Consider the following 21,614-nt stretch of genomic DNA (forward strand, 5'->3'; position numbering starts at 1 on the left):
ACCTTGTGCAGGCGCTGGCTCTCGCACTGGACGGACTCAGCTGGGGGTAAATGTGGTGCAGGTGACCGAGGTTCCAACCGGCGCGGCCCAGTCGTGGCGGCGCACATTCCACGGAGCTCTCGGCGGGATGCTCGGCTTCGTTGCCATGAGTGCGGCGGCCGGCGTTCTCGTGACCGTGTCGGTGACCCCGGTCGTGGCGCTCTCGGGTCTCGCGGCCACCAACACCATCTCGGTGTTCGAAAACCTGCCGGGCTATGTCAACATCGAGACCCTGTCCCAAAAGAGCGACATTTTCGCTACCCGCAGCGATGGAACCGTCGAACTGCTCGCCTCGTTCTACGATCAAAACCGCATCGAGGTGGGGTGGGATGCGATCAGCCAGTTCGCGAAGGATGCCGCGGTGTCCGGGGAAGACCCACGGTTCTACGAGCATGGCGGGGTCGATCTGCAGGGCACCCTGCGAGCCACGGCCACGACGGTGGCCGGCGGAAAAACCCAGGGCGGGTCATCCATCACGCAGCAATACGTCAAGAACGTACTCGTGCAGAAATGCGAGTTGCTCACCGACCAGCGTGCACACGATGCCTGCTACACCGCAGCGACCAAGACCACGCCCGACCGCAAACTCAAAGAGATGCGCCTCGCCATCGGGGTCGAGAAGAAGTACAGCAAGCACGACATTCTGCAGCAGTATTTCAACATCACCGGCTTCGGCGGCACCGTCTACGGCATTGAGGCCGCCGCCAACTACTACTTCAACACCACAGCGGCCAATCTGACCCTGATCCAGGCCGCGAGTCTCGTGGCGATCGTGAACAATCCGGTCAAGTTTCAGCTCGACAAGCCCGCGAGCGAGACCAACGGGGCCGCCAACGGCTATGCCGCCAACAAGCAGCGCCGCGACTATATTCTGCGCGAGATGCTGCGGTACCAGAAGATCAGCCAAGCCGACTACGACGCCGCGGTCGTGGCTCCGGTCGAACCCGTCATCACCGAACCGAGCACGGGCTGCCAGACCGCGGTAGCCAACGCGTTCTTCTGCGATTACGTGACCAAGATTCTGCAGACCGATCCCACTTTCGGCGCCGATGCCGCCACCCGCATGCTGAACTTTCGGCGCGGCGGCTACGACGTGTACACGACCCTCGACCTCGACGTGCAGAACGCGGCCGTGACCACGATGAACCAGCAGGTTCCCAAGGTCTACGCCGGCGGTGATGTGGGCGCGGTCATCACGAGCGTGCAGGTCGGCACCGGCCGGGTGCTCGCCATGACCCAGAACAAGGACTACAGCCAGGATCCGGCCGTGCAGGCGACCGGGGCCAACTACACCGGCATCAATTACGCCACCGACTACGCCGAGGGCGGGTCGAGCGGGTTTCAACCCGGGTCGACCTACAAGGTGTTCACCCTGGCCGAGTGGCTCAAGGAGGGCCATTCGCTCAACGAGCGCGTCGACTCGAGGCGCAAAGCCAACTGGGGTACTTTTCAGGACAGCTGCCTCGGCCCGCAGAACTACAACAGCCAGAATTGGAACCCGCGGAACGACGCGAACGAGTCCGGCGCCAACTACAGTGCGCTGCAGGCCACCGTCGGCTCGATCAACACCGGCTTCATCGGAATGGCCAAGCGGCTCGACCTGTGCGGCATTCGCAAGACGGCAGAGGCGTTCGGGGTGCACCGGGCCGACGGTAACGCGCTGTCGCAGACCGCGGCATCCATTATCGGCACCAATGAGATCGCGCCGCTTACCATGGCCGTGGCGTTCGCGGGCATCGCCAACAAGGGGGTGACCTGTTCGCCGATCGCCATCGACCGCATTGTCGGCCCGAGCGGGGTCGAGATTCCGGTGCCGCCGTCGACCTGCACGCAGTCGGTGGATTCCACGGTCGCCGCCGGCATGGCCTATGCCATGCGCCGGGTGATGACGGGAGGTACCGGGCAACAATCGAATGCGAACACGAGACCGTCGGTGCCGATGATCGGCAAAACCGGCACAACGGATGGTGCCAAGGACACCTGGATGAGCGGCGCGAGCACCAAGGTGGCGACGGTGGTCGCCGTGGTGAGCCTGACCGGAACGCTCAGCCAGCGGCGGCAGTACTTTGGACGGGACCAGATCGCGACGGCGCGGCACCGCATGTGGCCGGTCGTGATGTCGGTCGTGAATGCCAAGTACGGCGGTGACGCCTTCGAGGAGCTCGCTCCCAAGTACATTCCGCCGCCCGTGGTCGTGGCCCCGCCGGCAGCCCCTGCGCCTCCCGAGGCGCCACCCGCCCCGCCGGCCGCGCCTGCGCCTCCCGAGGCGCCACCCGCCCCGCCCGACGCGGTTCCTGCCCCGCCCGGCGAGTAGCGCCGCAGCCAGCACTGCAACCGGCACCGGCACTGGCACCGGCACTGACACGGTCAGGCGCTCTGCGCCGCATTGAGCTGGTGCAGGGTGCCACCGGGGCTCGATGAGGAGTGCTCTATCAACGGATGCGCGGCGAGTTCAGCCGCGTAGGCGGTCGCGCTGGCCGCTTCCTCCGCGGCGGCGCGCTCAACGGCATGCCGCTCCTTGACCTGGCGGGCCACGTCGAACAGGTTCCAGAGGTTTTCTCCGGTCACCGACACGCCGCGAGCTCCGGAACGCCGGGTGCGACCGCGCACGAGCATGTAATTGGTCTGGAACACCTGCCCGCCGACCCTCTCTTGCGCGTCGTGAAAGAACACGACGTTGGAGACCGGGCCGGTGCCGTCGTCGAGGCTGATGAACACCACCCGGCGGCCGCCACGCATCGGCGGGGTGTTCGTGGCCCGCCGCACCCCGGCGAGCAGCACCTCGGTGCCGCCGGGCAGATTGCCGAGCTCGCTCGCCGGGGTCACCCCGAGCTCCTTGAACAGGGCGTGAAAGCGCTTCATCTGGTGGGACCCGACGGCCAGGTTCAGATCGAGCAGCTCCAGATCGGTCTGGGTGCGGCCGCGCAGTTCGAGCGACGTGATGGCACCGGCGCGGTCGCCCGAGTACTGCGGCACCGGCAGTTCCACCTCAAAGGCGAGCTGGTCGGCGCGAATCACGACGGCGGTGCCGCGCAGCGACTGGATATGCGCGAGCAGTTCGTGCCGCCTGGTCCGGTCGTAGCCGATGAACGTGTCGAGGGCGCCCACCCGGGCGAGCGCCTCGAAGGTGCGCCGCCGCGGATGCACCCGGTCCCGAAAGTCCTGCAGCGAGCTGAACGGCTGGTGCCGGGCAATGCGCGCCCGCTCGGCCTCCGTGCTGCCGACCAGTTCCGGCAGCGCCAAACGGATGCCCTGGCTCCCGTCGGCGAGATCCTCCACCCGGTAGTCCAGTGCGCTGGACTGCACGTCGAGGGGGAGCACCGGCACCCCGAGCACCCGGGCTTCGGCGACGATGAGGTCTTTCGGCCACATGCCGGGGTCGTGGGTGAGCAGCCCAGCCAGAAAAGCCGCCGGATGGTGGGTCTTCAGCCAGGCCGACTGGTAGGTGGGCAGGGCGAAGGCTGCGCCGTGCGCTTTGGCGAAGCCGAAGCTGCCGAACCCGGCCAACACCGTCCAGATCTGGTCGATGACCTTCACGCTGAAGCCCCGGGCGAGGGCTCTCTCGCGCAGGTACTCCTCGATCTGGGGGAGCTGCTCCGGCTTACCCAGGTGGCGGCGAAAGACATCCGCTTTGCCGAGGCCGCAGCCGGTGAGCTCGTCGAACAGCCGCATGACCTGTTCGTGAAAGATGACGACGCCGTTGGTTTCGCGCAAAATAGGCTCGAACCGGGGGTGGATGTAGTCGGGGAAGACCTCACAGTGCCGGGCCTGCAGGTATTTGAGCGGCATGTTGTTCTTCATCGGGCCGGGGCGAAACAGTGAGATCTCCACTGTGAGGTCGTTGAATACCTCGGGCTGCAGCTTGCCGACGAGCTCCATCTGGCCGGGCGACTCGATCTGGAAGATGCCGAGGGTGCGGGTGGAACGAATGAGCTCGAACGTTTTCGCATCGTCGAGCGGCACCCGGTCGAGGTCGATGCTCTCGCCGGTGAGCCGGTGGTGCTCTTCGACGGCGTGGGCCATCGCCGACTGCATGCGCACGCCGAGAATGTCGAGTTTGATGAGCCCCATCGGATCCATGTCGTGTTTGTCGTACTGCGACATGGGCAGTCCCATGCCGCTCGCCTGCACCGGGGTGCGGTCGAGCAGGCTCGCGTCGGAGAGGATCACGCCGCAGGGGTGCACCGAGATGTGCCGGGGGAGCCGGTCGAGCCGGGCGGTGAGGTCGACCAGCAGGTCGAGCTGCTGCGACTCGCGCACCTCGGCGGCGAGGGCCTCGAGCTCGGGCTTCTCCTCGAGGGCGCGGCGAAAGTCGCGGGCGTTGAACCGCCACATCTGCTTGGCGATCACGTTGATCTGGGCGTCGGGCAGGCCGAGGGCGAGACCGGCGTCACGCACGGCGCCGCGGCCGCGGTAGGCGTTGGTCATCGACATGAGCGAGACCCGGTCGCTGCCGAAGGCGCGAAAGACCTCGCGGTAGATGTCGTGCCGCCTGGCCGACTCCACGTCGATGTCGATGTCGGGCAGGGTCTGACGTTCGGGCGAGAGAAAACGTTCCCAGAGCAGCCCGTTCGCGATGGGTTCGACCGAAGACGTGCGCAGCGCATAGTTGAGCACCGAACCGACCCCCGAACCGCGGGCTTGAATACGGATGCCCATACCGCGAATGATGTCGGCCACCCGCGACACGGTGAGGAAGTAGCTGGCAAAGCCGAGGTGCTCGACCGTTTTCATCTCGTGGGCGAGCTGGGCGTGGGCGGCGTCGACCGCGCGCGAACCGCGCGCAGAGTACAGGTCGGCGATGCCGCTTCGGGCACGCCGCCAGAGTTCGGTGACCGGGTCGCCGGTGACGCCGATGATGCGCGCCTCCGGCATGCGCGGGCGGCCCAGGCCGATGTCGCTCACCGGGTCGAGGCGGCAGCGATCGGCGAGCTGCTCGGTATCACGCAGCAGTCGGTCGAGTGCTCCGTCTTCGTGCAGGCCCGCATCGACGACCATGCGGGCCACCTGGCGCATCATTCCGGCCGGTTTGAGCCAGGCCTGGCCGTTGGTCTGCGGGGTTTCGAGGTCGGCGAGCGGCAGCAGAAAACGCGCGGCGTCAGCGAGGTCGGCGGTGACCGCTTCGTCGGGGGTCCCGTACCGCACGGCATTGCTGAGCACCGCTGGCAGCCCGGCGTTCTCGGCGAGGGCGAGCAGGCGCGTGGCCGGGGTCACACTGCCGACGGTACCGCTCTCGGCGAGGTGACAGACGATTTCGAGTACCAGAGCACCTTCGGGCAGGGCGCGCTGCCAGTGGGCGAGCCGCGCCGCGGCATCCGTGTTGTCGCGCCTGCCGACAGCGAGACCCACGTCGGAGTCGGGGCCGAGCAGCACGGTGAGCGAGGCGAGACCGGCCAGGTCGGCCAGCCGGGCGCGCGAAATACTCGGCCCGGTAGCGCCGTGACTCGCAGTGCCGTACTGGGCCGCACCGTACTGGGCCGCACCGTGCTGGGCGTGCTGAACGGCGTCCCGGTCGGCGCTGTGGGCGGCGCTGACCGCGCGGCAGAGCGCGGCGTAGCCGCGACCGTCGGTGTGACCGTGGGCGAGCACGACCACCCGGCCGAGCGAGCGATATTCCTCGTCGTGTACGGCGAGGTCGGCACCCAACCCGGCGCTGATGCCCGCGCTCACGCAGGCGCGCACGTGCTTGACGGCGCCATAGAGACCGTCACGGTCGGTGATGGCCAGAAAGCTCGCACCCTGCGCGGCCGCCTGCTCGGCCAGGACTTCGGGGAGCGTCACGCCATAGTGGGTCGAGTAAGCGCTCGCGACGTGCAGGTGCGCGAAGGCCGTGCCCGCTGTTGCTGACCCCAGCGTGCTGGTCATCCCCAGTCCATTGCTAAAGTCCAGGACCCGTCCGTTCCGCGGCGCAGGTCGTAGCGGTGCTGTTCTTCGCCGCCACGGCTCGCGTCGAGTCGCCACAGCTCGGTGTCGATGCGGGTGGGGATCCCCTCGTTCTCCCACCACCGGGTGCGTTTGAACACGGCCTGCGGTTGCCCGATGACGGTGTGTTCAAACCGATTCCAGATGAACGCGCGCGGGTCGCCGTCGGCGGAGAGCTCAACGTCAACCGGAGCGTCAATAATGTGGGGCAAGGCGGGCTCCCTGGTCTGAGAAGGCGAAAATATTGGGCTGTTCAGAAAAATGCTGGTCTGGTCACATAAATGAACGGGAAGAAAAAAATATGCTACAAAGTTCGAACAGTATGTCGTTGAGATCGAAATTTATAGAATAAATCTTCTATGTGAAAAGTGTATGTCACACCACCGACATGCGCCACGGGCGAATGCTGTGAAGACGACGGGCGGCATCCGTTCGTGTGGTGGTCGTAGCGGGGCTAGCCTGAACCAATGCACGATCACCCGGCAGTGAAGCCGCTCTCCATAGTCATCGCGCCGGACTCGTTCAAGGGCAGTCTCAGCGCGGCCGAAGCCGCCGCAGCCATGGCTGACGGTGCCCGCGACGCCGGCCTGGCGCTCGGCTGGCCCGACCTTCGCCTCACGCTCTGCCCGATGGCCGACGGCGGCGAGGGAACCCTCGATGCCATCGCGGCCGTCTGGGGCGCCCTGCCCCGCACCATGCTCACCGTCGACGCGCTCGGTCGCGACCGCCGGGCTCGCTACGCCACCTCCACCGACGGGCGCATCGGGCTCATCGAAGCGGCCGAGTCCAACGGACTGCCCCTGGTAGCGGATGCCCCGCCCCAGCCCCAGCGCGCCGACACCTTCGGGATCGGCCTGCTCGCCCGCCAACTGCTCGACCAGCAGGTCGACGAGATTCTGCTCTGTGTCGGCGGCTCCGCCAGTACCGACGGCGGAACCGGTCTGCTCGCCGCACTCGGCGTGCGTTTTCTCGATGACGTCGGGGTGCCCGTGGCCCCTGGCGGTGCCGGCCTGGCCCGGATCGCGTCGATCGACCTGGCCGGACTGCACCCGCACGCCAGCGTGGTGCGCTGGCGCGTGGCGGTCGACGTGAACAATCCGCTCTGCGGCCCCGCCGGCGCTGCCGCCGTGTTCGGCCCGCAAAAGGGCGCGCAGCCACGGGACGTGGCCGAGCTCGATGCTGGCCTGGCCCACCTCGCTGCCCTCATGCTCGCCGAAACCGGGGAGAACATGCTCGACCGGCCCGGCGCCGGAGCGGCCGGCGGTATGCCAGCCACCCTCGTGCCGCTGCTTCGCGCCGAGCTGGTTCCCGGCAGCACCCTGGTAGCGGATGCCGTGGGCCTGGCCCGCACACTGGCCTCCGCCGACCTCGTGCTCACCGGCGAAGGCAGCTTCGACTCCCAATCCCTCGGCGGCAAAGTGCCCGTGGCCGTTGCACGCCTGGCCCCGGCAGGATGCCCGGTCGTCGTCATCGCCGGCCGGGTGGCGTTGCCTGCGGCCGACACCGCGGCATCCGGTGTTACCGCCGCTTTCTCGATCGCCGGCGGGCCGGCGACCCTCGACGACCTGCAGACGCACGCCGCTGAACGCGTGCGCGCGACCACCGCGCACGCCGTCGCGCTCTTTCTCCATTCCCGCTGGAGCCGGTAGCGCTGGCGCCCCGAGCGTTCATGTGCGGTTCACTGCCGGGACACCGGGCGGTTTCACGCCGGAGAGGTAACGGGGGGAGTGTGGTTCCACCCCAGTTCGGGGCTCACCTGTTTGAGGAGCACTCCAATGCTGCACCGTGAATCCACCGCCGCTGGTCGTCCGTTGCTGCCGCTGCTTCCCATGCAGGGGCACACCCTCGGCAAGCGCAGCGCCGTCACCTGCCACCTCAAGTGTGCGGATGCCTGCTTCCACCCGGTGCCCAACGAGAGCGCGAACGACTACTTTCGCGACATCGTCGGCGCTGCCCTGAGCCGCCGTTCGCTGCTCGTCGGCGTGGGCGTCGGCGCTGCGGCGATCGTGCTCGGGTCCGGCCAGACCGCTCCCGCGTTGGCCGCACCGGGCGGCCCGGCCGGCGGCGGCCTCGCGTTCACGCCGATCGCCCCGGTTCCGGCCGCCGTCGACGCCTTCTCGGTGCCCGCCGGCTACTCCTGGAACCCCATCATCCGCTGGGGCGACCCGCTGTTCGCCGCCACCGACACCTTCGATCCCACGCACCAGACGGCCGCGTCGCAGGCACTCCAGTTCGGCTACAACAATGACTACCTCGACATTCTCGAGGACCGCAAGGGGCGAAGCGGCGTCCTCGTCACCAACCACGAGTACACCAACGAGAACATCATGTTCGCGCCCGCCGCCACACCGGCCGAAGCGGATGAGCAGCGTCGCGTCGCCATGATGGCCCACGGCATGTCCGTGGTCGCCCTCGAACGGAAGCGCGCCGGCTCGCCGTGGACCTACCGCGTGGGCCACCGCCTCAACCGGCGCATTACCGCGAGCACCCCGTTCACCGTGACCGGTCCGTCCGCCGGCAGCGATCTGCTGAAGACGAAGGCCGACCCGACCGGCCGCACCGTGCTCGGCACCCTCGGCAACTGTGCCGGTGGCACCACGCCGTGGGGCACCGTGCTCTCCGGCGAGGAGAACTTCAACGGCTACTTCCGCACCAAGGGCACCAGCCCGGCGGATGCCCGCTACGGCCTGGCCGACCGCCCTACCGGTCGGCTCTGGGAGCAGATCGACGACCGCTTCGACGCCACCATCGCCGGCAACGAGAACGAGCCGAACAGGTTCGGCTGGATCGTGGAAATCGACCCGGAGGCACCGAACGAGCCTCCGGTCAAGCACACGGCCCTCGGCCGATTCAAGCACGAGGGTGCCAACGTGATCGTCGGAAAGACCGGCCATGTCGCCGCCTACATGGGCGATGACGAACGCTTCGACTACCTCTACAAGTTCGTCTCCCACGACCGCTTCGATAAGAAGAAGAGCCCGAAGGCCCGCTTGCACAACAAGGCCCTGCTCACCAGGGGCTCCCTCTACGTGGCTCGATTCGCCGGCAACTCTCCGGCCGCCGAGATCACCGGCACCGGTCAACTGCCCGCTGACGGACTGTTCGACGGCACCGGCCAGTGGGTGGCTCTCGTCATCGACGGCGTCTGCCAGGTGCCCGGCTTCAGCACCGATGATGCGCTCGTGAACACTCGCTTGGTAGCGGATGCCGTCGGTGCCACCAAAATGGACCGCTGCGAAGACGTCGAGCCGAGCCCGGTGACCGGCAAGATCTACGTCGCCTGCACCAACAACTCCGATCGCGGCCTGCCAGGCAAGGAGGGCGCGACCGAGCCCAACCCCCGCGCGATCAACCGCGACGGCCACATCGTGGAGATCACCGAAACCGGATCCGACGCCACCTCCGTGACGTTCGACTGGAACCTGCTGCTCGTCTGCGGTGACCCGAAGACGAACACGAGCACTTACTTCGCCGGTTTCCCGAGCGAGAAGGTGTCGCCCATCTCCTGCCCCGACAATGTGGCCTTCGACACCGAGGGTAACCTGTGGATCTCCACCGACGGCGCACCGAGCACGATCGGCTTCTGCGACGGCCTGTTCAAGGTTCCGCTCACCGGCCCCGAGCGTGGGCGGGTGCAGCAGTTCCTCGCGGTGCCGCGCCAGGCTGAGACGTGCGGGCCGGTCATCCGCTCGGAGCAGTCGATGGTCTACGTGGCCGTGCAGCACCCGGGGGAGAACGGTAGCTGGGCTGCCCAGGCCAGCCGATTCCCGGACTATGTTGCGCTGGGGGCGGTCGCGCCGGCTGGCGCGTGGGCCGGGCCGCGGCCATCCGTTGTGCAGGTCTGGAAGCCTTGAGTCGCTCCCCGCTCTGGTCGTTCTATAGGCCAGAACGGGGGTCACGAACTGGGAGTTGGCTGATTGTAATTTCTAGGAATCGTGGTGGAGTGAAAGGGCTGCAGTCAGAATCGGCAGCGCTCACCCACCGCGGAGAAGGTCGATCGGCCTGCACCGCGAAGAAAACCGAGAAAGGTAGTTCATGACGGGGAACAGAGCAGTTGCCTACAAGAGCCCGGGTGTCGTCGAGGTCATCGACATTGATTACCCGAGCTTCGAACTCAAAGACGGGCCGGGCGTCAACCCGGAAAACGTGGGACGTAAGGTGCCCCACGGAGTCATTCTCAAGACCGTGACCACCAACATCTGCGGCTCCGACCAGCACATGGTGCGGGGTCGCACGACCGCTCCGAGTGACCTCGTTCTGGGTCACGAAATTACCGGCGAAGTGGTCGAAGTGGGCCCGGATGTCGAATTCATCAAGGTCGGCGACATCTGCTCGGTGCCGTTCAACATCAGCTGCGGTCGCTGTCGCAACTGTAAGGAACGCAAGACCGGCATCTGCCTCAACGTGAACCCTGACCGCCCTGGCAGCGCCTACGGCTATGTCGACATGGGCGGTTGGGTAGGAGGACAGGCCGAGTACGTGCTGGTTCCCTACGCCGACTGGAACCTGCTGAAGTTTCCCGACCGGGACCAGGCGCTCGAAAAAATCATGGACCTCACCATGCTCTCCGACATCTTTCCAACCGGATTTCACGGTGCCGTCACGGCCGGTGTCGGCGTCGGTTCCACGGTGTACGTCGCCGGAGCCGGCCCGGTGGGTCTCGCTGCGGCGGTTTCGGCGCAGCTGCTCGGCGCCGCCGTCGTCATCGTCGGTGATATGAACCCGGAACGCCTGGCGCAGGCCCGCAGCTTCGGCTGCGAGACCATCGACCTCACCAAGGGGGAGCCGGGGGAGCAGATCGAACAGATCCTCGGCGTGCCAGAGGTCGACGCCGGTGTCGACGCCGTGGGCTTTGAGGCGCGTGGCCACGGTAAGGATTCCGACCACGAGGCTCCGGCCACAGTGCTCAACTCGCTCATGACGATCACCGCGGCCGGTGGTGCCCTCGGCATTCCGGGCCTGTACGTCACGGGTGACCCCGGCGCCAAGGAGAAGGCCGCCCAGGTGGGTTCGCTGTCGATTCGGCTGGGCCTCGGCTGGGCCAAGTCCCTGTCCTTCACGACCGGCCAGTGCCCGGTGATGAAGTACAACCGCCAACTGATGATGGCGATTCTGCACGACAAGGTGCAGATCGGCAAGGCAGTCAACGCCCAGGCGATCAGCCTCGAGGATGCCCCGCGCGGCTACAAGGAGTTCGACGCGGGAGCTGCGACGAAGTACGTGCTGAACCCCAACGGATACGTCAAGGGTTAGCAGAACTGCCTAACGGCACTAGCGGATGGCCCGGCCCGGGAATTCTCCCGGCCGGGCCATTCCCGTGGTGGCGACCATCAGCATCCGCTTAGAACCGGTGTTCTGAGCATGCCCGGTACGGGGCACGAGGATTAGGGTGGAAACATGACCGGCGCCGACGTTGCAGAACCAGTTCCGCGCTTCTATCGAGAGCGCGCGGACATTCCGGTGAACCTCGAGACTCCCACCGGCACTGTGATCGACCGGATGAACCGGCCGCTGCACGACCTGCGCCTGAGTGTCACCGACCGCTGCAACTTTCGCTGCGTGTACTGCATGCCCAAGGAGATCTTCGGCCGGGACTTCGCCTTCATGGAACACGACGAACTGCTCAGCTTTGAGGAACTCACCCGCCTCGCCCGCCTCGCCGTGGCGCACGGCGTCGAGAAGATTCGGCTCACCGGGGGCGAACCCCTGCTGCGGAAGGGGCTCGAAGACCTCATCGCTCTGCTGGCCGAGCTGCGCACGCCCGACGGACGCGAGATCGACATCGCGCTCACCACGAACGGGTCGGCGCTGGCCGTGAAGGCGCAGGCGCTCAAGGATGCCGGCCTGAAGCGGGTCACCGTCTCGCTCGACTCGCTCGACGACACCACGTTTCGCACCATGAACGACGTGAAGTTTCCCGTCGCCAAGGTGCTGCACGGCATCGACGTGGCCGAAGCGGTCGGGCTCGGCCCGATCAAGGTCAATATGGTCGTGCAGCGCGGCAAGAACGACCAGGACATCGTGGCCATGGCCCGCCATTTCAAGGACACCCCGTATATTCTGCGGTTCATCGAGTTCATGGACGTCGGCACGAGCAACGGCTGGGAGATGGGCGCGGTTGTGCCGTCGAAAGACGTGATCGCGCGCATCCACGCCGAGCTTCCGCTCGAAGAGATCGCGCCGAACTACAGCGGCGAGACCTCCCGCCGCTGGCGCTATCAGGACGGCGGCGGCGAGATCGGCGTCATCTCCAGCGTCACCCAGAACTTCTGCCAGACCTGTTCCCGCGCCCGGGTGTCGACCGACGGCAAGCTGTTCACCTGCCTGTTCGCCACCGAGGGTCACGACCTGCGGGCGCTCATGCGCGGCGGCTGCTCCGACGCCGAGCTCTCCACCGTCATGGCGCACCTCTGGCGGGAGCGCACCGACCGGTATTCGCAGCTGCGCAGCGCCAAGACCAGCGAGCTGCGGGCATCCGGTGCCAAGAAGATCGAAATGAGCTACATCGGCGGGTGAGCGGCCGGCACCCAACGCCGGTAAATTTGCGACACGCCGGGCTCGGACGAACGAAATCACGGCGTGTCGTGAAATCTACCGGCATAGCGTACCGACCTGCGGCCCGGGCCGACCCGTGGCAGACTTTGAACATGAGCAGAATCACCGCGCGACGTAAAATCACCCGGCTCACCGTCGGCTCCCGAACCCTGGCCGGCGAGGACCTGCTCGCGGTCGAAGAACCCCTGGAGATTCGCGTGAACGGCCGCCGCCTCGCCGTCACGATGCGCACCCCCGGCAACGACATCGACCTCGCGGCCGGGTTCCTGGTCTCCGAGGGCGTCATCACCACGGGCGACGGCTTCAACACCGCCCGGTATTGCGCGGGAGCGGTCGACGGTGTCAACACCTACAACGTGCTCGACGTCACCCTTGGCCCGGGCGTCGCGCCGCCCGCACCGAGCCTCGAACGCTCGCTGCTGACCACCAGCTCCTGTGGCCTGTGCGGCAAGGAGAGCATCGACGCCGTGCGCACCAAATCGGCCTTCGTCATAGCGGATGACCCGGTGCGAGTGGATGCCGAATCGCTCACGACGTTCCCGGAGCAGCTGCGCGCCGGCCAGAACGTGTTTGAGAAGACCGGCGGCATTCACGCGGCCGGTCTGTTTGACGCTGCCACCGGAGACCTGCTCGTGCTGCGCGAAGATGTGGGCCGGCACAATGCCGTCGACAAGGTGATCGGCTGGGCGGTCAAGGAAAACCGGCTGCCGCTGACCGGCACCGTGCTCATGGTGTCGAGCCGGGCCAGTTTCGAACTGACCCAGAAGGCCCTTATGGCCGGCATCCCGGTGCTGGCAGCAGTCTCGGCGCCGTCGTCACTCGCCGCGGAGTTCGCCGCCGAGGTGGGCATGACCCTGGTCGGTTTTCTCCGCGGCGACTCCATGGTCATCTATGCCGGCGGTGACCGCATCGTCGACCGAGCGGATGCCGCGTCCGCTGCAGTGATGTAGCCGCCAGCCCGGCGCGGTACGCGGGACCTGCGCCGCTGCGTGCGAGGCGGAACTCCCGCGCACTGGCGCAGCTCCAACGGCACTCGTCGCGCGGGTGTTCTGGCCAGGCCAGAACCCCCGCGCACTGGCGCAGCTCCCGCGCGACGGGTGGTACCGGGTCAGGCAGCGGTGCCGGCCCGCACGAAGCGCACCGTCATAGCCTTGTATCCGGGGGTGTTCGACTCGCGGGCCACGAGTTCGCGGTGCATGAGGGCGTTCGCCTCGGGAAAGTAGGCGGCCGCGCATCCCCGCGGCGTGGGATAGACCACGAGACGGAAGGCATCCGCTCGTCGCTCCACGCCCCGGAAGGTGCTGATCACGTCGACCAGGTCGCGGTCCGCAAAGCCGAGTTCGGTGACATCATCTTCGTGGATGAGGATGACCCGGCGGGCGTTCTTGATTCCGCGATACCGGTCGTCGAGCCCGTAGAACGTGGTGTTGTACTGGTCGTGGCTGCGGATGGTCTGCAGAATCAGGTGACCCTCGGGCGCTGACAGATATTCGATCGGGCTCACGGTGAACCGGGCGAGACCGATTTCGGTGGCGAAGGTGCGGGTGTCGCGCGGAGGGTTGGGCAGCACGAACCCGTTCTTGGTCTTGAGCCGCGCGTTGAAATCGTGGAAGCCGGGCACGACGCGGGAGATATGGTCGCGAACAACGTCGTAGTTTTCGGCCATCGCCTTCCAGCCGACCGGGTGGTCGTCGCCGAGAGTGGCGTGGGCCATGCGGGCGATGATCACCGGTTCGGCCAGCAGATGCTCCGACACCGGCTCCAGTCGACCCTGGGTCGTGCGCACGACCGACATCGAGTCTTCCACCGAGAGCACCTGGCGGCCAGACGGATGCTTGTCATCGGTATCCGTGCGGCCGAGCGTCGGCAGAATGAGCGAGGTCTTGCCGTGCATCACGTGTGAGCGGTTGGGTTTGGTGGAGACGTGCACGGTGAGGCCGACGCGTTGCATGGCCTTCTCGAGCATGTCCGTGTCGGAACAGGCGAGGGCAAAATTGCCGCCCATCGACACGAACACGTCCACCCGATCGTGCACGAAGGCATCAACCGTGTCGACGGAGTCGAGGCCGTGCTCCCGCGGCGACACGATGCCGAACTCGGCGTCGAGCGCGGCGAGCATGTCCTCTTTCGGCTTCTCCCAGACACCCATGGTGCGGTCGCCCTGCACGTTGGAGTGGCCGCGCACCGGGCACGCGCCGGCGCCGGGCTTGCCGAAGTTTCCCTGCAACAGCAGCAGGTTGATGATCTCCTTGAGGGTGTTCACCGAGTGCGGCTGCTGGGTCAGGCCGAGCGCCCAGCAGATGATGGTGGCCTTGCTGGCCACGAGCAGCTGCGCCACCGTCTCGATCGCGGCACGTTCGAGCCCGGTGGCTTTCTTCGTCTCGTCCCAGTCGATTACCGATCGGGCCGCGCGATAGGCCTCGATCCCGTCGGTGTTCGCGGCGACGAACTCGAGGTCGATGACCGACCCGGGAACGCGTGCCTCTTCTTCAAGCAGCAGGTGACCGAGCGCCTGGAACAGGGCCAGGTCGCCGCCGACCTTGATCTGCAGAAACTCATCGGCCAGGTTGGTGCCCTTGCCGACCACGCCCTTGGGGGTCTGCGGATCCATGAAGTTGAACAGCCCGGCCTCCGGCAGCGGATTGACCGCCACGATCCGGCCACCGTTGTCCTTGCACTCGGCCAGGGCCGACAGCATGCGCGGATGGTTGGTGCCCGGGTTCTGGCCGACCACCAGGATGAGTTCGGCCTGGTGGATGTCCTCGAGCGAGACCGTACCTTTGCCGATGCCGATCGTGGGGTTCAGAGCAGAGCCCGAGGATTCGTGGCACATGTTGGAGCAATCCGGCAGGTTGTTGGTGCCGATGGACCGGGCGAACAGCTGGTACATGAACGCCGACTCGTTGGCGGTGCGACCGGAGGTGTAGAACACGGTGCGGTCGGGAATGGTGGCGCGAATCTGCTCGCCGATGAGTTCGAAGGCGTCGTCCCAGGAGATTTGCGAGTAGTGGGTGTCGCCCGGGCGAATCACCACGGGGTGGGTGATGCGGCCCTGGTTGCCGAGCCAGTATTCGGTCTTGGTGGCGAGCTCGGCGATGGAATGCTCGGCCCAGAATGCCGGCGTCACCGTGCGCAGTGTGCTCTCCTCGGCGACGGCCTTCGCGCCGTTTTCGCAGAATTCTGCGGTCTTGCGGTGTCCGCGGGACTCCGGCCACGCGCATCCGGGGCAGTCGGTGCCGTCGCGCTGGTTGAGTCGCAGCAGCGAACGGGCGGTGCGCCCGATACCGGCCTGGGCGATGCCCCGATCGAGAGCCACAACTACGGCTTCAACACCCGCCGCATGGGTTTTGGGCGCGGTGACAACGAGATTATTTTCGTTGATGTCTTCGATCGGAGCTGAGCGTGTCATAAAACCATCCTGCCTTGTCAACCGATCAAAATGCCCCTCAACGGCGAAATGGGTAAGGAATCCGAAAGAGAATTCGTTCCAATCGTGCGTATAGTCTGTAGTTCGCGCATCACCAGACCCCCCGTTTGCGCACTACGTTCATGGTCAACGTGAACCGCCGAACCGCACAGCAACGTCGCTATACGCCTTCCCGGCAGCAAGGACATCTCAATGAGCTGGCTCGATCGAGACCGCACCATCGCCCCACCCGGATTCAACCGCTGGCTCATTCCGCCGGCCGCCCTCGCCGTGCACCTCTGCATCGGCCAGGCTTACGCCACGAGCGTCTACAAAACGGCGCTCGTGGCGCACTTCGACGCCAGTCTGGTGCAGATCGGGGTGATCTTCTCGATCGCCATCGTGATGCTGGGGCTTTCGGCGGCCATCATGGGCACCTGGGTCGACACCAACGGACCTCGCAAGGCCATGTTCGTTGCGGCCCTGTTCTGGTCCGGCGGATTCCTGATCGGTTCGCTCGGAATCTTTTCGAATCAACTCTGGCTGGTTTACCTCGGCTACGGCTTCATCGGCGGTATCGGGCTGGGCATCGGCTACATCTCACCGGTCTCGACACTGATTAAATGGTTCCCGGACCGCCCGGGGCTGGCCACCGGCATGGCCATCATGGGCTTCGGTGGCGGCGCACTCATCGCGAGCCCGGTGTCGACGATGCTGCTCAGCTTCTACGACCCGAACTCGGGTGCAGCGAATTGGGTTGCCAGCGGCGATGCCGTCGGCAAGCTGTTCTTGACCCTCGCCGTGATCTACTGCGCTTACATGATGTTCGGGGCCTTCACCATCAAGGTTCCGGCCGCCGATTGGGTGCCGGCCGGATTCGATCCGACGAGGGTGCGTGCCAAAGCCCTCGTCACCAGTAACCACGTCTCGGCCCGGAACGCCATTCGAACGCGTCAGTTCTGGCTGCTTTGGGTCGTGCTGTTCTGCAACGTCACGGCCGGTATCGGCATCCTCGAGCAGGCCGCACCGATGATCCAGGACTTCTTCCGCCAGAATGACGGCGACTCGCTCGTCTCCGCCGCCGTTGCTGGCGGCTTCGTCGGCCTGCTATCGCTCGCCAACATGGGTGGACGCTTTATCTGGTCGGCCACCTCGGACAAAACCGGGCGCAAGAACATTTACATGGTCTATCTCGGAGTCGGCACCGTGCTGTACCTGCTGCTGGCCCTCTTCGGCCCCAGCACGACCGCCCTCTACGTGATTCTGGCCTTCATTATCATCTCGTTCTACGGCGGAGGTTTCGCCACCATCCCGGCCTACCTGCGCGATCTGTTCGGCACCTTTCAGGTGGGCGCCATTCACGGTCGCCTGCTGACCGCGTGGTCGGCAGCCGGAATAGCCGGACCGCTCATTGTCAACTCGTTCCTGGACGCCCAGGGTGCGCCGGGAGAGCTCACCGCCGCGGCCTATCAGCCGGCCCTGCTCACCATGGTCGGGCTGCTCATGGTCGGTTTCGTGGCGAACCTGTTCGTGCGACCGGTGCACTCCGAATTTCACGAACCCGACAAGCCCCTCGTCGGGGCAGCAGCAGGAAAGGCGCAGTCATGAAGAAGGCACAGCTCGTCGTTGGGTGGGTCTTGGTCGGTATTCCGCTCGCTTTCGGCATCATTCAAACACTCACCAAGGTGACAGCCCTGTTCGGCTAGTTCACCTAAGGCATTTTCGAAAACACAGAGTCACGCTCCAATCACTGGGGCGTGACTCTATTCGATTAACCGGTATTTTTCCGCGCATCCCTGTTCTTGGCGCGCTGGCGACGCTTCTGACCGATTTCGGAAGTCTCCCAGCTTCAGGGCCGTGAATCATGCAATGATGGCGAATGGGGATTTAGCTAACGCAGTTAGCTAAATCCATTCCGGGCGGGTCAATTGCCCGGGTTGTTGGACTTGTCGACCTGGGATGGTCGAGATAGCCCCCCGTTCACTCGCGGTGAGCCCGAATTGCCGCGATCGTTCCGTGGAAAATTCCGCGGGGAGGAGATGCCCGTGGCCACCCACACCGCCCTTGACGAGCAACGCGCTGCCGCCAGCATTCTTGACGGTATCCGGCGGGCCGATAACCTCACGGTCGCCGCCGCTCGCGATGGCGGAGTGCGGGCCGTGCGGCTGCTGGCTCAAGCGGCAACCGACCCCAGCGATCAGCTCACCGCCATCGCGGCGGTGCACGCTCTCGCCCAGGTCTTCGACGATTCCGCCGACGAGGTTCTGGTGGCCCTGCTGCACCACGACTCGGCGTTCCTGCGCGAGCACGCAGCCTGGGCCTTCGGCACTCGCCTGCCCCGCTATGACGCGATTGCGGGGCTCGTCACGCTCGTGCGTGAGGGCGGTTTCACCGGCATGCTGGCCCAGCGCACTCTGGAGCAGTGGGGTTCCTCGGCTGGCGATCAGGTCGGACTTTTTCTCGAGGGTGCCCTGCTGGGCGTCAGCGAAGTCTTCGCCCGCGCCCGACTGATCGAGACCATCGGCCTCATCCCCGGCCGCGTGCCCGAACGCCTGCTGCGCCGCGTGGCTGTCGACAGCACCGAGAACCTGCACGCGCGGGTTGCCGCGATCGCCGCCCTGGGTGACCGTGCCCCGAACACCGTCGTCATCTCGCTGCTCAGCGCACTCTCCCAAGCGGATGCCGCAGCACCCGCCTCCGAGCTCGCCGCCGTTGCCCGGCTGGCGCTGTTCGACCTCACCGCGACCGATGCCCCGCGGGCATCGTGGAATCGGGGAACCACGATCGCCCAGCTGTTCCTGCACGCCGATATCGATGGTGAGTTGTCCCAGGTGGGTGCCGGAGACAACGGCGGCATCGCGACGCTGCTCGTGCGCCTCGGCGACGCCCTCGTGGCCAGGACCAGCGCGGCCGGCACCCGTACAGCTGGAGCCGGCGTTGCCGGAGCGGTCGACCGGGTCATCACCATCTCCCGCGGCACCCATGACGGCGCCCTCCAGGCCCTCGCCGACGTCGGATCGACCCTGCCAGGGCATTCCTTCGCCGCGGTGCCGTTCGTCGGCGGCCCGGTTCCGTCGATCGACGCCTGGCCGCGGCGGGTCGCCGCGCAGCGTGGAATCCGCCGTATTCTGCGCTCGGCCGGCGTGGTCGACGCAATTCACCTGCGCATGGCCGACGTCGGCAGCCTCGCCGCGGCCACCGTTGCCCGTGACCTCGACATTCCCATGGTGTTCACCGTGGCACCCGACCCGCACGGCGTGATCGACTCGCTCGAATCGAGCGGCGCCCTCACCCGCGCCAACTTCGGCACGGTTGACGCTGTCGAACACTTCTGGTTTCGCGCCCGCCTCGTGCAGCGGCTCGCCGCGGATGCCGCCCACACCGTGCTGTTTCCGCGCCCGCACCTGCAGCAGGACATCGTTCGGCTGACCGGCATCGACATCGACGCGCACCCCGAACGGCACTCCGTCATCCCCGAAGGCATCGACCTCACGGTGATCGACCGCTCCCGAACGGATGCCCTCGGCTCGCTCGGCCTCACCGGCGGGAGCCTGCTGGTCTCCCATGACGCCCACGTGAGGGCGGCGGCTGACCCAGCCGCCCTGGCCTTCGATCAGCTCGACGAGCTGCTCCGCACCCTCCCGCCCGAGCGACGCGGCCTGCCCCTGCTGATCAGCGTCGGACGCCTGCACCGCGTCAAGGGCATGGCCGCCCTGGTCGAGGCGTGGAACACCGACTCGACACTTCAGACCCGCTGCAATCTGCTGATTGTGGGCGGTGACCTCGAGCATCCGTCCTTCGACGAGGGTATCGAGCTGCAGCGCATGGCGGGGTCTCTGGCGAGCGGCGACCTCGGCGATGCTGCGGCACACGGACTGCTGCTGGCCGGACACCGCGCCAACGACACGGTCGCCCGCTGGCTCGCCGCGGCCCGTTACGGTCGGCCTGGCCTCGCTGCACCGTTCGGGGTCTATGTCTGCGCGAGCATGAAAGAGGAGTTCGGCATCGCCCTGCTCGAGGCGATGGCGACCGGGCTCATGGTCGTCGCCCCCGACGATGGCGGACCGGCCACTTACGTCGAGCACGGCGTGACCGGTTTTCTGGTTGATACCGGAAATCGTGACGCACTGGTTCGTTCCATCGCCGACGCACTCACCGTGGCGAATGGAGTGCACGGCGGCGCCAACGCGGCGCGGGCCCGCAGCATGGTGATGGACAACTTCACGATCGAGGCGATGGCGACCACCCTCGCTGGCGTCTACCGTGACGTCGCCGTGGCGTTCGAGCCGGCCGCCTGGGAACTGAGCGTCTCATGACCCTGCTGATCATCAGCCCGGACTACGCCTCACACCTATACCCACTCGCCACGCTCGGCACAGCCTGGGCGCGGGCCGGCGAACGCGTCGTGGTCGCAAGCGGTCCGGCCACGGCCGACATCGTGACCTCGTTCGGATTCGAACGGGAGAATCTGCAACTCGGTCGCGGTTCGAACCCCGGCACGATCCGGGTCGAAGCGCAGCCCGTCGGCGAAGACAACGCCCTGCGCGGCTTCTTCGACGCCACCCGCCGCGGCATGGTCGACACGTTGCGTTTTCAGGCCGAGGCGCGCAGCAGCGACCTGCTCTACAACCCGGTCGAGATCGCCCGCGAGGTGCAGCGCATCGTTGCCCGGGTGCAGCCAGACCAGGTGATCGTCGACCATCTGGCTTTCAGCGCCCGGCTGGGGTTGCTCAGTGCCGGCGTCGCGCACGCCGACGTCGTGCTCGGGCATCCGTCGGCCCTGCCCGTTGGCACGGAGGTCTACGGATACCCGCCAGCCTGGCCCGTCGTGTTTTCGCCCGCCGCCGCGGAACTGGCCATGCTGAAACTCCAGTGCGAAACCGCGCGTGACACCTTCACATCCCAGTGGAACGACGCCCTGCGGGAGCTCGACCCGGCGGCTGTACCGAGCCGGGACGCCTTCCAGGAATCGGGCGACGTGCTGCTGCTCAACTACCCGGAAGAACTGCACGAGCCAGCGCGAACACGCCAGCTGCCGCCGCACGTCTTTCTCGGGTCGGCCGTGCGGTCCGAGGCCGTCGACCCCGAGGTTGAAGCCTGGCTGGCGGCCGATTCGCTGCCCGTGGTCTACGTCAGCTTCGGGAGTTTTCTCTCGGTGCGCGGTGACGTACTCGCGAAGGTCGCCGCAGCACTGGACGGCCTGCCGGTGCGGGCCGCCATCGCCGTCGGCGCGACCGACCCCGTAGAGCTTGGACCCGTCCCCGCCTCCTGGCTGGTGCGCGCGTTCCTGCCGCAGGTGCGCCTGCTGCAGGCAGCCGACCTCGCCGTCACCCATGGTGGCAACAATTCGGTGACCGAGGCGATGACGGCCGGGGTTCCCCTCGTCGTGTTGCCGTTCTCGACCGACCAGTTCGCCGGCGCTGCAGCCCTCGACGCGGCGGGCTTCGGCGAATCGCTGCCGCCCAATACCGCCACGGTTCTCGACCTGCGAGCCGCCTGCGAGCGAATGCTGCGCCTCGGTGCCGACCCGCGTGCTGACCCGCGTGCCGACCCGCGTGGCGACGCGAGTGGCGACCCGCGCGCCCGCCTCGATGCGCTCGCGAAGTCGCTGGCCGCGCAGCCCGGCGCCGAGCGAGCCTACGCGGCTCTCACCCGGGTGCCGGCCCGGGCTTAGTACACCCGTTCCAGGGTC

At 66.7% G+C, this 21,614-nt stretch carries 13 protein-coding genes; 10 read left to right on the forward strand and 3 right to left on the reverse strand.

The window, feature by feature from the left end; translation table 11 throughout:
* Positions 1 to 61 precede the first annotated feature (61 nt).
* On the forward strand, positions 62 to 2,353 hold the full coding sequence (locus tag E3O06_RS14815) for a transglycosylase domain-containing protein (RefSeq protein WP_166788228.1): 2,292 nt from the start codon (positions 62 to 64) through the stop codon (positions 2,351 to 2,353).
* Positions 2,354 to 2,406: 53 nt separating this feature from the next.
* On the opposite strand, the gene E3O06_RS14820 is transcribed toward E3O06_RS14815, so the two are convergent.
* On the reverse strand, positions 2,407 to 5,904 hold the full coding sequence (locus E3O06_RS14820; RefSeq protein ID WP_134504152.1) for a DNA polymerase III subunit alpha: 3,498 nt from the start codon (positions 5,902 to 5,904) through the stop codon (positions 2,407 to 2,409).
* Complete coding sequence (locus tag E3O06_RS14825) at positions 5,901 to 6,173, reverse strand: hypothetical protein (protein WP_092111863.1); 273 nt, start codon at positions 6,171 to 6,173, stop codon at positions 5,901 to 5,903. Before E3O06_RS14825 ends, E3O06_RS14820 begins: the two co-directional genes overlap by 4 nt.
* 255 nt (positions 6,174 to 6,428) lie before the next feature.
* Between E3O06_RS14825 and E3O06_RS14830 the strand changes: the two genes are divergently transcribed.
* From E3O06_RS14830 to fdhD, 5 genes are all read left to right on the forward strand, one after another.
* Positions 6,429 to 7,610: a glycerate kinase gene (locus tag E3O06_RS14830; RefSeq protein ID WP_134504153.1), complete on the forward strand. Its 1,182-nt coding sequence runs from the start codon at positions 6,429 to 6,431 to the stop codon at positions 7,608 to 7,610.
* A gap of 126 nt (positions 7,611 to 7,736) precedes the next feature.
* Positions 7,737 to 9,815, forward strand: coding sequence for a PhoX family protein (locus E3O06_RS14835; protein WP_134504154.1), 2,079 nt, complete (start codon positions 7,737 to 7,739; stop codon positions 9,813 to 9,815).
* A 181-nt stretch (positions 9,816 to 9,996) separates the two neighbouring features.
* Positions 9,997 to 11,214 (forward strand): formaldehyde dehydrogenase, glutathione-independent, encoded by a 1,218-nt coding sequence (fdhA, locus tag E3O06_RS14840; RefSeq protein WP_134504155.1) that lies wholly within the window; start codon positions 9,997 to 9,999, stop codon positions 11,212 to 11,214.
* A gap of 144 nt (positions 11,215 to 11,358) precedes the next feature.
* Positions 11,359 to 12,477 carry a GTP 3',8-cyclase MoaA gene (moaA, locus tag E3O06_RS14845; protein ID WP_134504156.1) on the forward strand — a complete coding sequence of 373 codons (1,119 nt, stop codon included), beginning with the start codon at positions 11,359 to 11,361 and terminating at the stop codon, positions 12,475 to 12,477.
* A 131-nt stretch (positions 12,478 to 12,608) separates the two neighbouring features.
* Positions 12,609 to 13,466 carry a formate dehydrogenase accessory sulfurtransferase FdhD gene (fdhD, locus tag E3O06_RS14850; RefSeq protein ID WP_134504157.1) on the forward strand — a complete coding sequence of 286 codons (858 nt, stop codon included), beginning with the start codon at positions 12,609 to 12,611 and terminating at the stop codon, positions 13,464 to 13,466.
* A gap of 158 nt (positions 13,467 to 13,624) precedes the next feature.
* Here fdhD and E3O06_RS14855 read toward each other — a convergent pair whose 3' ends face one another.
* The gene (locus tag E3O06_RS14855; RefSeq protein ID WP_134504158.1) at positions 13,625 to 15,925 is read right to left on the reverse strand and encodes an FdhF/YdeP family oxidoreductase; all 2,301 of its coding nucleotides are present in this window, start codon (positions 15,923 to 15,925) and stop codon (positions 13,625 to 13,627) included.
* Between the two features lie 210 nt (positions 15,926 to 16,135).
* Here E3O06_RS14855 and E3O06_RS14860 point away from each other — a divergent pair, with 210 nt between their 5' ends.
* From E3O06_RS14860 to E3O06_RS14870, 4 genes are all read left to right on the forward strand, one after another.
* The gene (locus tag E3O06_RS14860; protein ID WP_134504159.1) at positions 16,136 to 17,530 is read left to right on the forward strand and encodes an OFA family MFS transporter; all 1,395 of its coding nucleotides are present in this window, start codon (positions 16,136 to 16,138) and stop codon (positions 17,528 to 17,530) included.
* Complete coding sequence (locus E3O06_RS18480; protein WP_194087785.1) at positions 17,527 to 17,628, forward strand: MFS transporter small subunit; 102 nt, start codon at positions 17,527 to 17,529, stop codon at positions 17,626 to 17,628. Before E3O06_RS14860 ends, E3O06_RS18480 begins: the two co-directional genes overlap by 4 nt.
* A 333-nt stretch (positions 17,629 to 17,961) precedes the next feature.
* A complete protein-coding gene (locus E3O06_RS14865) occupies positions 17,962 to 20,238 on the forward strand; it encodes a glycosyltransferase (protein ID WP_241980239.1) in 2,277 nt (758 codons plus the stop codon).
* Positions 20,235 to 21,596: a nucleotide disphospho-sugar-binding domain-containing protein gene (locus E3O06_RS14870; protein ID WP_134504161.1), complete on the forward strand. Its 1,362-nt coding sequence runs from the start codon at positions 20,235 to 20,237 to the stop codon at positions 21,594 to 21,596. Before E3O06_RS14865 ends, E3O06_RS14870 begins: the two co-directional genes overlap by 4 nt.
* Positions 21,597 to 21,614: the final 18 nt, after the last annotated feature.

Origin of the sequence: Cryobacterium glaciale (genome assembly GCF_004402535.1) — a bacterium.
Taxonomy (GTDB): Bacteria; Actinomycetota; Actinomycetes; order Actinomycetales; family Microbacteriaceae; genus Cryobacterium; species Cryobacterium glaciale.